This window comes from Butyrivibrio sp. XBB1001, assembly GCF_000424505.1.
Lineage (GTDB): Bacteria > Bacillota > Clostridia > Lachnospirales > Lachnospiraceae > Butyrivibrio.
On sequence record NZ_AUKA01000002.1, the window covers coordinates 175,524 to 189,612 of the forward strand.

The following is a 14,089-nucleotide window of genomic DNA, read 5'->3' on the forward strand; positions in this document are numbered from 1 at the left end:
TTAGTCCCGAAGTAAGTGTATGTATGGGCGAGACTGTGCTGATAAGGCAGTCGAGCCAGGTGTGCAAAATTTAGGGACGGGGTAGAAACATTGAGGGAGTCATGAGTAAAAGTTTTTTTGAGGTTTTTCCTGCTCTGAAGCTGGATGCCCATACCAAGGAAATCATGGAACAGACCATGGTTGACAAGGTGTCCACGACGAGGAAGCAGGATTTTATCAGGATATACATTTCCAGTAACAAGCTGATCGACAAGTCAGATATCCTTAAAACAGAGGCTGGTATCAAGAAACAGCTCTTTGGCGATCAGGATCTGACAATCAAGATTTACGAGAAGTTTAGCTTGTCTGCTCAGTATACCCCTGAGAATCTGATAGATCTATATAGAGAAAGTATCGAGATGGAACTAAAAGACTATGACCATATGGAGTATAGTCTTTTTCGGTCTGCTTCTTTTGTGTACCCTGATGACGACAACATTGTCCTTAAACTTGAGGATTCCGTAGTTGGTAAAAAGAAAGCCCCAGATCTTATCAGGGTCCTGTCCAAGATTATCAATGAGAGATGCGGACTTACTGCGGCTATATCTCCGGAATTTGTTCAGATAGAAAAAGAGGATAACGAGCCCGATTACTCAGCTGAGGCTGCAAAAATGGCCAAAAAGCTCGAGGCTGTTGAACTTGAAGCTCTTGAGAAGAAAAAGGAAAGAGAAGAAAAGAAGGCTGCAAGGGCTGCAGAAAAAGCTGGCAACGCAGGCACTGGAGCAGGTGCTGCTGGGACAAATGCCGGAACAAATGCTGGAGCAGGCAGTGCAGGTAGCGCAGGCGCGGGCTCTGCTGGAAGTGGAGACTTTAAAAAGAGCCCTTCACAGGAAGGCGGAAATAGCTCTTTTGGCGGATCAAAAGGAAAATGGACAGGAAGAGGCAGAGACTTCGGAGGAAGCTACAAGAGATCCGATAATCCTGATGTTATCTTTGGTAGAGACTTTGACGATGATGTCATGAAGCTTGTGGACCTTGTTGGCGAGATGGGAGAAGTTGTTATCCACGGCCAGATCACAGCTTACGACCAAAGGGATATCAGAAACGAAAAGAGCATCATGATCTTCGATGTCACAGATTTTACAGATTCCATCACAGTCAAGATGTTTGTTAAGACTGAGGATGTTCCTGAGATTACCAAAGACATCAAGAAAGGCGCATTCGTCAAGGTTAAGGGTATTGCAGCTGTGGATAAGTTTGACCATGAGCTTTCAATTCAGTCAGTTGCTGGTGTAAAAAAGATACCGGATTTTACCACCAAGAGAGTCGACAGAGCAGACGTAAAGCGTGTTGAGCTCCATTGCCATACCAAGATGAGTGATATGGACGGTGTTTCCGAGGTAAAAGATATAGTTAAACAGGCCTACAAATGGGGAATGCCTGGAATTGCTATCACTGATCATGGCGTTGTTCAGTCCCTTACTGATGCCAATCACGTCTGGGAGGATCTGTATTCTGGCGAATGCAAGCGCAGGAAGGAAGCTGGAGAACCACCTATCGAGAGACAGGATTTCTTTAAACTTATCCTGGGCGTTGAGGCCTACGTTGTAGATGACCTAAAGGAAATAGTTGTTAATGACAAGGGACAGAGCCTTGATGATACTACCTTTGTTGTATTCGATATAGAGACAACAGGCTTTTCTCCTATCAAGAATAAGATAATTGAGATTGGCGCTGTTAAGATCAGAAACGGCGAGATAATAGAGAGGTTCTCTGAGTTTATCAATCCTCAGGTGCCTATTCCTTATAGAATTGAGAAACTTACAAGTATCAACGACGAAATGGTCATGGATGCCCCGACAAGAGAGGTTATCATCCCTAAGTTTGTGGAATTCTGCCAGGGCGCGGTACTTGTGGGACACAATGTTTCTTTTGACATAAGTTTCATAAACCAGAACTGCCAGGAACTTGGCATAGATGTTGACTACACAACTGTAGATACACTGTGGCTTGCCAGATATTTCTTCCCGCTTCAGGCCAAGCATACTCTTGATGCGGTAGCCAAGACTTTGAATGTTGTCCTTGACCACCACCACAGGGCTGTCGATGATGCGGAGTGTACAGCACTTATCTTTAACAAGTTTGTTCCAATGTTAAAAGAGCAGAAGGCTCAGACGCTTACGGATGTGAATGTTCTGGGTAAGCCAACTCCAGACATGATAAGGCATCTGCGCCCTAATCACTGCATTATCCTGGCCAAGAATACTCTGGGCCGCGTAAATCTTTATACACTTGTCAGCAAGTCTCATGTGGACTACTTTAGAAGATTTCCTCTTGTTCCAAAGAGCGAGCTGATCAAGTACAGAGAGGGACTGATTGTAGGAAGTGCCTGCTGCGCGGGCGAGTTGTATGGCGCTGTTGTTGAGGGAAGACCACCGGAAGAGATTGCAAGGCTTGTAGATTTTTACGATTATCTGGAAATCCAGCCTGTTGCCAACAATCACTTCATGGTTGGCTCTGAAAGATATGAAGACATTAACTCTGACGATGATATCAGAGAGATAAATAAAGAAATAGTCAGACTTGGCGAGCAGTTTAACAAGCCGGTTGTGGCCACATGCGATGCTCACTTCTTAAACCCTGAGGATGAGATTTACAGAACCATCATCATGGCTGGAAAAGGTATGGACGACGAGGAGCCGGCCCCTCTTTTCCTAAGGACCACAGAAGAGATGATGGCTGAGTTTGACTATCTGGGCTATGACAAGGCAAAAGAGATAGTTATAGACAATACAAGGCGTATTCTTGATATGTGCGACAGCATATCGCCGGTACGTCCTGATAAGTGCGCCCCTGTCATTGCAAATAGTGATGAGATCCTGACTAAGATCTGCTACGACAAGGCTCATGAAATCTATGGTGAGAACCTTCCTGAAATTGTTCAAGAGCGTCTTGAAAGAGAACTTAACTCAATTATTAAGAACGGTTTCGCCGTAATGTATATCATTGCTCAGAAGCTTGTTTGGAAGTCCAATGAGGACGGATATCTGGTAGGATCCCGTGGATCTGTAGGTTCATCTTTTGTCGCCTTTACATCAGGTATTACCGAAGTTAATTCCTTGAGCCCGCATTACGTTTGCCCTAAGTGCAAATATAGTGATTTTGATTCGCCTGAGGTTGTGGCTTTTGGCGGTAATTCCGGCTGCGATATGCCAGATAAAAGATGCCCCAAGTGCGGAACCATGATGTACAAGGATGGTTTTGATATTCCTTTCGAGACTTTCCTTGGATTCAAGGGAGACAAGGAGCCTGATATCGACCTTAACTTCTCTGGAGAATACCAGTCCAAGGCCCACAAGTATACTGAGGTTATCTTTGGATATGGCCAGACCTTCAGAGCTGGAACCATAGCTTCTCTTGCTGATAAGACGGCTTATGGTTTTGTTAAGAAATATTATGACGGAATTGGTGCCAGCAAAAGAAAATGCGAGATAAACCGTATTGTTCAGGGCTGCACCGGAATCAGACGTGGTACAGGCCAGCATCCAGGAGGAATCATAGTTCTTCCTGTGGGAGAGGACATTAACTCCTTCTGTCCTGTACAGCACCCGGCCAATGATATGACAACGGCCACTATTACAACGCATTATGACTATCACTCAATTGACCATAACCTGCTAAAACTTGATATTCTGGGACATGATGATCCTACTATGATCAGATTCCTTCAGGACTGCACTGGTCTTGATCCTAAGCTTGTGCCTCTTGATGACAAGAATGTTATGAGCTTGTTTATGAACACAACTGCTCTTAATGTAACACCCGAGCAGCTTGGCGGAACCAAGCTTGGATGTCTGGGACTTCCTGAGTTTGGTACTGACTTCGCTATGCAGATGGTTATTGATGCAGGACCTTCGTCCTTGTCCCACCTTATAAGAATTTCTGGTCTGTCTCATGGTACAGACGTTTGGCTTGGTAATGCCCAGACTCTGATCCAGGAGGGAACAGCAACAATTGATACCTGCATCTGCTGTCGAGACGATATTATGATCTACCTGATCCAGAAAGGCCTTGATAAATCTGAGTCCTTCAAGATCATGGAAGCTGTCCGTAAGGGTAAGGTTGCCGGAGGCAAAGAGAAAAACTGGCCTGAATGGAAAAAGGACATGATAGATCACGGTGTTCCTGATTGGTACATCTGGTCCTGTGAAAAGATCAAGTACATGTTCCCTAAGGCTCACGCTGCAGCTTACGTTATGATGGCCTGGCGTATAGCTTATTTCAAGGTTTACGTGCCACAGGCTTTCTACGCTGCCTGGTTCAGTATCAGAGCCAAAGCCTTTAACTATGAGCACATGTGCCTTGGAGAAAACCACCTTCATGCTATCATGCGTGACTACCAGAACAGGAAGGATGAACTCACCAATGCCCAGCAGGCTGAGTACGGCGACATGCGACTTGTAGAGGAAATGTACGAGCGTGGCATAGAATTTATGCCTATCGACATTTTCAAGGTTAAATCCAGAGACTTCCAGGTTATCGGAGATAAGATCATGCCTGCTCTTACCAGTATCGATGGCATGGGCGAAAAGGCTGCCGACCAGATCGTGGAAGCCGCCAAGGACGGCCCGTTCTTGTCCAAGGACGACTTTAGACAACGCACCAAGTGTCCTCAGGGCGTCATCGATAAGATGGCTGAAATGGGACTTCTTGGAGATATCCCTGATTCCAATCAGATTAGTATTTTTGATCTTATGAAGGGATGAGAGGGTTATTTGATCAGAAATTTGAGGTATTACTGCAACTTAAAACGAATAATTTGGAAAATTTTCCGGGGTATAATACCAAATGCAAGCTAAGAAGAAAAAAGGTATTATTACAACGGAGTCGGGTAATACCAAAGGCTAGGATAAATGATGAAATGTTATTATCTTGCGGAAACTAGGTAATACCAAAGACAAGCTAAGAAAGAAAAAGGTATTACTACAACGGAAGTGGGTAATACCAAAGGTCAGGAAAAATGATGAAATGTTATTATTGAGCGGAGGATGGGTAATACTAAAAGGCAAGCTAATGAAGAAAAGGTATTATTACAGTGGAATTAGGTAATACCAATAGTGAGGATACGATATGTAAAGGTATTACCGCTTTGAGTATGCATAATACCAAATATAAAAATACCAAAAAGGTATTATTGGAGGAAGACGAGTAATGGAAAATAGTAGTTACGTAAAAAGAAAATTCATATGTTCAGGAGTGTTTTTTGCGCTATTTCTCTTGCTGATTGCTATTGTGAAAACCGTAGATGTGGCTGCAATAGGTCCAGAAGGAACCAGCATAGGACTATCACACTTAAACGGAGCAATCCACAATTTCTTTGGAATTAACAATCTTTGGAAGGCTATATCAGAAGCGGCTCTGGTGCTGGCTTTGTGCCTGGTTGCAGAGTATGCAATCATAGGACTTTTGGAGTGGATTACAAGAAAGAGCCTTGCTAAGGTGGACAATTATCTTTTTTGCCTTGGCGGATTATATGTAATTTTGGGCATCCTATATGTCTTTTTTGAAAAAGTGATAATCAACTACAGACCTATAATAGAAGAGGGTGCAGAACATGTTGAGGCATCATTCCCTTCAACACACACTATGCTGATCGTAACAATTCTTGGAAGCGTCATCATCATTAACAAAAGATACGGCCAGATTTCACAGCGCCCCAGAGCGCCTTGGATGAACATGCTAATGCAGGCTTTCCTTGCACTTCTTATTGTTCTAAGCGTTATCGGAAGACTTGTTTGTGGAGTACACTGGTTTACAGATATTCTTGGTGGAGTCCTTTTAAGTACGGCACTTATATTTGTGTTTGCTGGTTGTTTGGATATTTTTGCGCCAAAAGAAAAATAATTGTAAGTCTAATAAATCTGTTTGCATGGATATTGTGCAGCAGATGACAGATGGAAGCGTGTCCTATGATGAGAGTCTATTCAAGTCTCTTGTCATAGGACTTTTGTGTTATAAGGCTAACTGACATTAGATAAAGTGTTATAAGGCTAACTGTCATTAGACAAATGATATAAGTCTAACAGTTATAAGATAAAGTGCTATAAGACAAAATGTTACTAGACTATATTCTATAGAATTTTAATTTTAGCAAAAAACCAGGATTCTTGCGGACTATTTCTGTTTTTGCCCGCAGGAAGTCGGCATTAATAGATGCGTTTTCATCTAAGAATGAGAATAATTCTAAGAAATATTAAAAGATATTTGACTATAAAAGTCATGTATTACAATAAAAAAGAGGTACTGACATATATTTTTTTGAAAAAATAAATCTCTTAAAACCGCATGGTTAAGCCATTTCTTGAAAAACTTCAAAAAAAATTAAAAAAATTTGAAAAAAGTGCTTGCATTATTTTATGTATTGGGATAATATAAACAAGTCGCCGCGGTACGGCAGCGACACACAAGAGTAAATGCCTCGTTGGTCAAGCGGTTAAGACGCTGCCCTCTCACGGCAGAATCAGCGGTTCGATTCCGCTACGAGGTACTGACTGTTTAATAACAGCCCAACCCGAATCCCAAATCACTGAGTGATTTGGGTATTTTATTATCTTAATGAATTTCTGTTGAAAGGCCAATTGGCCATCCTTGGATATTCTTCCATAGATTTCACAGAACAAGATTTTTATAATGTGCTTGCTTCAGGGGATGCTATGTCTTTTAACAAAAGAAATATCTAATCCTGCGCAAGTATTATGTATTGTGTAAGGAGCGATATGATAGAAAAATACTACGAATCAAGAAAAGAACAGCTTGAAAAAGAAATTATCGAATTGGAAGCGAGAATAGCAGGCTACCCATCAGGAACAATTGTTATTTGCGAGATTAAGGGAAAAATACGATATTATCACCAAAGGAAAAACAAAAATGGGGAGGTTGAAAGAAAGTATATTAACGAAAAAAATAGGAACCTGGCTGTTGAACTGGCCCAAAAGGTCTTCCTTAAGTCTGTTTTATGTGATAAGAAAAATGAACTTGGCAGTATTGAGCAATATCTAAAGACTAGATATTGGACTGATTATGGAAAATATCTTGATGAAAATTCAAGATACAGAAAACTTTTAGCGAGTAAGCGATGGGATATGGAAGATTATGAACGCAATTTGTCTCATCCAGAAAATTTAATAGTGAAGGCTCCTAAAGGGGAGTATGTTCGGTCAAAATCAGAGGCACTAATAGCGAATGCGCTGTTTGATGCTGGAATACCTTATAGATATGAGTGCAAACTTGATGTGGGAGGCGATGATATATATCCGGATTTCACAGTTAGAATTGAGAAAGAAAATAAGCTTGTAATTTGGGAACATTTTGGAAAAATGGATGATCCTGAGTATGTGCAAAATGTGATTTGGAAAATGAGACAATATATTAAAAATGGTTATTATCCTGGGAAGAATTTTTTGGCCACGTACGAATCTAAGGCTGATCCTTTGACTATAGATGTAGTTCAAAAAATAATAGCAGATAATTTTATGTAGTGTGGGTACGATTTGTTATAAGTAGGGTGCTGTTAGCTCTAAGGTGGCATGATATTATGAGGTATGAGAAAAATGTAATACCAAGTAAATGAGAAAAGCAAGAAAAGGTATTATGAATCAAACGCCAGGTAATACCAAGCAAATGAGAAAAGCAAGAAAAGATATTACGAATTAAACGCCAGGTAATACCAAGTAAATGAGAAAAGCAAGAAAAGGTATTATGAATTAGACGCCAGGTAATACCAAGCAAATGAGAAAAGCAAGAAAAGGTATTATGAATCAAACGCCAAGTAATATCAGGAAATGAACGAAGCAAGAAAAGGTATTACGACTTCTAGAAAACTAGTGATGCCAAAGACAGGAAGACAAGAATTATGCATCACGCCTAGCGGCGCAAGTGATGCAAGAAGGAAAAACAAGAAGTCTTGCATCACTTCCTGCATAATATTCCAGAAAACTCCATAAAAATTCCATAAAAAATAAGCGAAAATTTGACATGCCCCAGCTACTGTGCTAATATGCTATAGGAAACATTAAATTATTGCTAGTTTGAAGTGGACTTTCGCGAGTCCACTTTATTTATGTCAAAAAATAGCAATAAGCGCAATACACTGCAAGATTGCAAAACAAGGCAATAAGTGCAATACAAAGTAAAGGAGCGCAATATGTCCAAAAAAGACGATATTGAGAAGAAGACGGAAGCTCTCTTAACACCTATCGCAGAGGCCAATGGCGTCAGGGTTTATGATGTAGAATACGTCAAGGAAGCAGGCGAGTGGTACCTTAGAGCTTACATTGACAAGGATGGCGGCGTTGATATTAACGAATGTGTAGATGTGAGTCATGCATTATCAGATGCGCTTGATGTTGATGATTTCATCGAAGAGGCCTATACACTGGAAGTTAGTAGTCCAGGATTAGGTAGACAACTCAAGAAAGACAGACATTTTGCAAACAGCATCGGCCAGGATGTGGAACTCAAGCTTTTTAAGGCAAGAGACGGAGTTAAGGAATTTGCCGGAACACTTAAGAGTTTTGATGACACAACAGTAACCGTTACTATAAATGATACAGATGAGACTTTTATCAGAAAAGAGATATCAGTGATTAAGCTTGCTCTTGATTTTTGAGAAATTATGAGCGGAAAAAGGAGATTACGATGAGTAAAGAATTAATGGATGCCCTTGACCTTTTAGAGAAGGAGAAGAACATCAGCAAGGATTCTCTGTTTGATGCAATTGAGAATTCCCTTATCACAGCTTGCAAGAATAACTTTGGCAAGGCTGACAACATTAGAGTTGAGGTTGACAGAAACAATTGTGACTTCAAGTGCTATGCAGACAAGGAAGTTGTTGAGACTGAAGATGATGTTATGGATCCACAGATCGAGATCAGTCTTGATGATGCCAAGAAGATCAGCAAGAAGGCCAAGGTTGGCGATATCGTAGCAGTATCACTTAACTCCAAGGAATTTGGACGTATTGCTACACAGAACGCCAAGAACGTTATACTTCAGAAAATCCGTGAGGAAGAGCGTGGTGCCATCTACAATGAATATTTCGAGAAAGAGCATGACATCGTAACAGGTGTAGTACAGAGATTCATCGGCAAGAACATCTCTATCAACCTTGGACGTGCAGATGCAATCCTCAATGAGAACGAGCAGGTTAAGGGTGAGGTTTACAGACCAACTCAGAGACTTAGAGTATATGTTCTCGAGGTCAAGAACGGTTCAAAGGGACCAAGAATCCTTGTATCTCGTACACATCCAGATCTTGTAAAGAGACTTTTCGAGCAGGAAGTTGCTGAAATCCAGGACGGAACTGTAGAGATCAAGTCAATCGCAAGAGAGGCTGGAAGCCGTACTAAGATTGCTGTTTATTCTAACAACCCTAACGTTGATGCTGTTGGTGCATGCGTAGGTGTTAACGGAGCAAGAGTTAACCTTATCGTAGATGAACTGGGCGGCGAGAAGATCGACGTTATCAACTGGGATGAGAACCCAGGTAACCTCATTCAGAATGCTCTTTCACCAGCCAAGATTGTAGCAGTATTTGCTGATCCTGATGAGAAGAGTGCCAAGGTTGTAGTTCCTGATTACCAGCTTTCACTTGCTATTGGTAAGGAAGGACAGAATGCAAGACTTGCAGCAAGACTTACAGGCTACAAGATCGATATCAAGAGTGAGACTCAGGCTAAGGACGCTCCAGGATTCCGTATGGAAGACTACCTCGACGACGAAGATTACGATGAGTATGAAGAGGGCGAGTACGAGGAAGGCGAGTACGAAGAAGCTGAGGATGCACAGGACACTGAGGAGTAATCCATGCAAAAGAAAATTCCCATGAGGAAATGTGTCGGCTGTAATGAGATGAAGGAGAAAAAGGAGCTCATAAGAGTTCTGAAAACTCCTGAGGATGAGATCATCTTAGACACAACAGGAAGAGCAAACGGCAGAGGAGCCTATATCTGCAACAATCCTGAATGCCTCAAAAAGGCCATCAAGAACAGAGGCCTTGAGAGATCCCTCAAATCTCATATACCAGCAGAAGTTTCAGATAGGCTACAAAAGGAGCTGAGCTAAATTTGGATTCTAATAAGATTTATTCGTTATTAGGACTGTGTATGCGGGCAGGGAAGCTAAAGAGCGGAGAATTCGCTGTTCTAGAGGCAATTCGCAAGCATACGGCAGAACTTGTTATCGTAAGTGAGGATGCTTCCGATAACACGAAAAAGCAGTTTAATGATAAATGTAATTATTATAATGTTCCAATAGTTCTCTTTGGAGACAAGGGTGAACTGGGACATGCAATTGGTAAGGATGTTCGAACAAGTCTGGCTATATTGGACAAAGGCTTTGCAGAGTCGCTTCGGAAGAACTTACTTTCTACTAATAGAAGTACGGAGGAAATGTAATGGCAAAAATAAAAATATCCGATCTTGCATTTGAGCTTGGATGCGAAGGAAAAGAGCTTATAAGCTTTTTGCAGGAAAAAGGCATTGAAGCGAAGCGTTCGAACAGTTCTATAGAGGAGACAGATGCTGAAGTGGCTAGAAAGCACTTCGGTGGTTCTAATTCCAAAAAAGAAGAATCACAGAAGGACGAAGAGGCCAAGAAACCTGTAGAAAAGGCAGCTAAGGCAGCAGAGCCAGCACAGAAGGCAGCAAAGGCTGATGACGCATCTCAGAAGCAGGCAAGGCCAGCTGATGGTGGGGATAAGTCTTCAGACGCTCCTAAGAAAAAGAAAAAGATCATCATGGTTACAAATGCTGGCAACTCCAAGATGGGTGGCTTCAATAACCAGAATAATCAGGGCGGTAATGGTGGAAATAATCAGCGCCGTGACAACAGAGGTGGTAACAACCAGCCTCAGCGTAAGCAGTTCGCTCAGTCACAGAATGTTTATCACCCAATCAAGCCTTTGACAGCACCTTCACAGATGGAGAGCTATGGTAATTCTTCTATCAAGAAGACTCCTGCTCCAGCTCCTAAGAAGGAAGCACCTGCAGCACAGACTCAGTCACAGACTCAGGAACAACCTAAGGTTCAGGAGAAGCCTCAGGTAGCTGAGACAGCTCCAAAGTCAGCACCAGTAGCTGAGAACAACAGCAACAATAATAACCAGTTCAATAGAAACAGAGATAATCAGGCCCCTAGAAATGACAGAAACGATAGAAACGACAGAAATGATAGAGGCGACAGAAACGATAGAAACTCCGGCTTCAATAGAAACAATGATAGAAACAATGATAGAAACGGAGACAGAAATTCAAATGGCCAGAACAGAAACAATGGCCAGGGCGGATTCCGCAGAGACGGCCAGCAGGGCGGCGGCTTTAACCGCGACAACAGAGGCGGCTTTAACAAGGACGCTCAGCAGGGCGGCGGTAAGTTCGCTGGCAAGAACGACAAGTTCGGCGGCAAATTTGACGGCAAGCGCAATGACAGAAATGACAGAGGCGGTGCTTTTGAGGCAGCTCCAGTAAAAGAGGGTGGAAGCCACAGAGACGAAGAAAGACGCCGTATGGGTCAGGAAAAGGATAAGAGAAACAAGAAGGATCTTGCTTATGAGCAGGAAGAGATGATGCCAAGAAGTAAGAGAGTTGGCAGATTCATTAAGCCTGAGGTCAAGAAAGTAGAAGAGCCTGAAGAGCAGATCAAGGTTATCACTATCCCTGAGAAGGTTTCTATCAAGGAACTTGCAGAGAAGATGAGAATGCAGCCATCAGTTATCATCAAGAAGCTGTTCATGGCTGGTCAGATTTCAACAGTTAATACAGAGCTTTCATATGAGGAAGCTGAGAATATCGCAATGGAATATGAGATCCTCTGTGAGAAGGAAGTTCCAGTAGATGTTATCGAAGAACTCCTTAAAGAGGAAGAGGATGCACCTGAGACACTTAAGAAGCGTCCACCAGTTGTCTGCGTAATGGGTCACGTTGACCATGGTAAGACATCACTCCTTGATGCTATCCGTAAGACTTCTGTAACAGACAGAGAGGCCGGTGGTATCACACAGAGAATCGGTGCTTATACAGTATCAGTTAATGATCAGAAGATCACATTCCTTGATACACCTGGTCATGAGGCATTCACAGCTATGCGTATGCGTGGTGCTAACTCAACTGATATCGCAGTACTTGTAGTAGCTGCAGATGATGGTGTAATGCCACAGACAGTAGAAGCTATCAACCATGCTAAGGCAGCTGAAGTTGAGATCATCGTAGCTGTTAACAAGATTGATAAGCCTAACGCTAACGTAGACAGAGTTAAGCAGGAAATGACTGAATACGGCCTTATCTCTACAGATTGGGGCGGAACAACTGAGTTCGTTCCTGTATCTGCTAAGTCTGGTGAAGGTATTGAAGACCTTCTTGAGACAATCATCCTTACAGCTGATATCCTTGAGCTTAAGGCTAACCCAGACAGAGAGGCTAGAGGACTTGTCCTTGAGGCAAGACTTGATAAGGGCCGTGGTCCTGTAGCAAACGTACTTGTTCAGAAGGGTACACTCCATGTTGGTGACTTCATTTCAGCTGGAGCAAGCTCAGGTAAGGTAAGAGCCATGGTTGATGATAAGGGCAACAAGCTTAAGGAAGCTCGTCCTTCACAGCCAGTTGAGATTCTTGGTCTTTCAGATGTTCCAAATGCAGGTGAGGTATTCCTTGCACATGAGACAGACAAACAGGCCAAGCAGTATGCTAACACATACCTTCAGCAGCACAAGAAAGACCTTATCGAAGAGACTAAGGCTAAGATGTCACTTGATGACCTTTACTCCAAGATTGAGGAAGGCAGACTTCAGGAACTTGATATCATCATCAAGGCTGACGTTCAGGGTAGCGTAGAAGCCCTCAAGCAGTCACTTCTCAAGCTTTCTAATGATGAAGTTGTTGTTAAGGTTATCCACGGTGGTGTTGGTGCAATCAATGAGTCTGACGTAACACTCGCAGCTGCATCAAACGCTATCATCATTGGATTTGACGTTCGTCCAGATGCTACAGCTAAGAGCATGGCTGAGCACGAAGGAGTTGAGATCAAGCTTTACAAGGTTATTTACCAGGCTATCGAAGAAATCGAATATGCTATGAAGGGTATGCTTGCTCCTATCTATGAGGAAAGAGTTACTGGTCATGCAGAAGTTCGTCAGATCTTCAAGGCTTCTAAGGTTGGTAACATTGCCGGCGCCTTTGTTAAGGACGGTGTTATCAAGAAAGAGTGCAAGGTTCGTATCCAGAGAGATGGCGAGCAGATCTTCGAAGGTGATCTTGCTTCCCTCAAGAGATTCAAGGACGATGTCAAGGAAGTTAAGGAAGGCTTCGAGTGTGGTCTTGTATTTGACGGCTTTGATTCAATCCATGAAGGCGACTTCGTAGAAGCTTACGAAATGGTTGAGGTACCACGTACTTGATCTATAAATGAAATGAGTGAATACAGTTTACTGTATTTATGAAATAATCTGACGTAAATGGGAAAAGATATACGAATAAAATCAGTATATCTTTTTCCCAATTGTACGAAGGATTGCAAGAGCGAAGCGGAGCAATCCGCATGTCGCGGAGGATAAGATAAAATATGCGTAAGAATAGTAACAAGAATAAAAGAATCAACGGAGAAGTAATGAAAGTTATTTCAGAAGCCCTCCGCTATAGCAAGGATCCAAGGATCAGTCCTATGACTTCAGTTATGGACGTAGAAGTTGCGCCAGACCTTAAGACATGTAAGGTTTGGGTAACTGTAATGGGCAATGACGAGGACAGAGCAAGAACAGCAGAAGGCCTTAAGAGCGCTGCTGGCTATGTTCGCAGTACTTTGGCAAAAGAGCTGAATATGAGATACACTCCAGAGATAAGATTTATCATGGATGACTCAATCGAGTACGCAATCAACATGTCCAAGATAATCGACGAAGTAGCTGCCAAGGATAACGAGGCAAGAGCTGCTCGTGGAGAAGAAATCGAAGATCAGTCAGAAGATTCCGAAGATTCTGAAGATGAAGGTTTAGACGAACCGGAGGAATTATGATCCTATAGAATGCAGGAATCTGGCATTAAAGAGTCATAAGAAATCA

9 protein-coding genes and 1 tRNA gene are annotated in these 14,089 nt (G+C 42.4%); all 10 read left to right on the forward strand.

Annotated features, from left to right (window positions below; translation table 11 throughout):
* The first annotated feature begins 101 nt into the window (after positions 1 to 101).
* Complete coding sequence (locus G631_RS0103645; RefSeq protein ID WP_026488294.1) at positions 102 to 4,745, forward strand: PolC-type DNA polymerase III; 4,644 nt, start codon at positions 102 to 104, stop codon at positions 4,743 to 4,745.
* A gap of 445 nt (positions 4,746 to 5,190) precedes the next feature.
* Positions 5,191 to 5,883 carry a phosphatase PAP2 family protein gene (locus G631_RS17855; RefSeq protein ID WP_035789292.1) on the forward strand — a complete coding sequence of 231 codons (693 nt, stop codon included), beginning with the start codon at positions 5,191 to 5,193 and terminating at the stop codon, positions 5,881 to 5,883.
* A 571-nt stretch (positions 5,884 to 6,454) separates the two neighbouring features.
* Positions 6,455 to 6,526 (forward strand) — tRNA-Glu (locus G631_RS0103655).
* A gap of 229 nt (positions 6,527 to 6,755) precedes the next feature.
* A complete protein-coding gene (locus tag G631_RS19885; protein ID WP_051196793.1) occupies positions 6,756 to 7,517 on the forward strand; it encodes a hypothetical protein in 762 nt (253 codons plus the stop codon).
* 665 nt (positions 7,518 to 8,182) lie between these two features.
* On the forward strand, positions 8,183 to 8,647 hold the full coding sequence (gene rimP / locus G631_RS0103665) for a ribosome maturation factor RimP (protein ID WP_026488295.1): 465 nt from the start codon (positions 8,183 to 8,185) through the stop codon (positions 8,645 to 8,647).
* 29 nt (positions 8,648 to 8,676) lie between these two features.
* Positions 8,677 to 9,840, forward strand: a complete 1,164-nt coding sequence (gene nusA / locus G631_RS0103670; protein WP_026488296.1) for a transcription termination factor NusA — start codon at positions 8,677 to 8,679, stop codon at positions 9,838 to 9,840.
* Positions 9,841 to 9,843: 3 nt separating this feature from the next.
* Positions 9,844 to 10,101: an RNase P modulator RnpM gene (gene rnpM, locus G631_RS0103675; RefSeq protein ID WP_026488297.1), complete on the forward strand. Its 258-nt coding sequence runs from the start codon at positions 9,844 to 9,846 to the stop codon at positions 10,099 to 10,101.
* A 2-nt stretch (positions 10,102 to 10,103) separates the two neighbouring features.
* Positions 10,104 to 10,433, forward strand: coding sequence for a L7Ae/L30e/S12e/Gadd45 family ribosomal protein (locus G631_RS0103680; RefSeq protein ID WP_026488298.1), 330 nt, complete (start codon positions 10,104 to 10,106; stop codon positions 10,431 to 10,433).
* Positions 10,433 to 13,429 (forward strand): translation initiation factor IF-2, encoded by a 2,997-nt coding sequence (infB, locus tag G631_RS0103685; protein ID WP_081671216.1) that lies wholly within the window; start codon positions 10,433 to 10,435, stop codon positions 13,427 to 13,429. Before G631_RS0103680 ends, infB begins: the two co-directional genes overlap by 1 nt.
* A 164-nt stretch (positions 13,430 to 13,593) precedes the next feature.
* The gene (rbfA, locus tag G631_RS0103690; RefSeq protein WP_026488300.1) at positions 13,594 to 14,043 is read left to right on the forward strand and encodes a 30S ribosome-binding factor RbfA; all 450 of its coding nucleotides are present in this window, start codon (positions 13,594 to 13,596) and stop codon (positions 14,041 to 14,043) included.
* Positions 14,044 to 14,089: the final 46 nt, after the last annotated feature.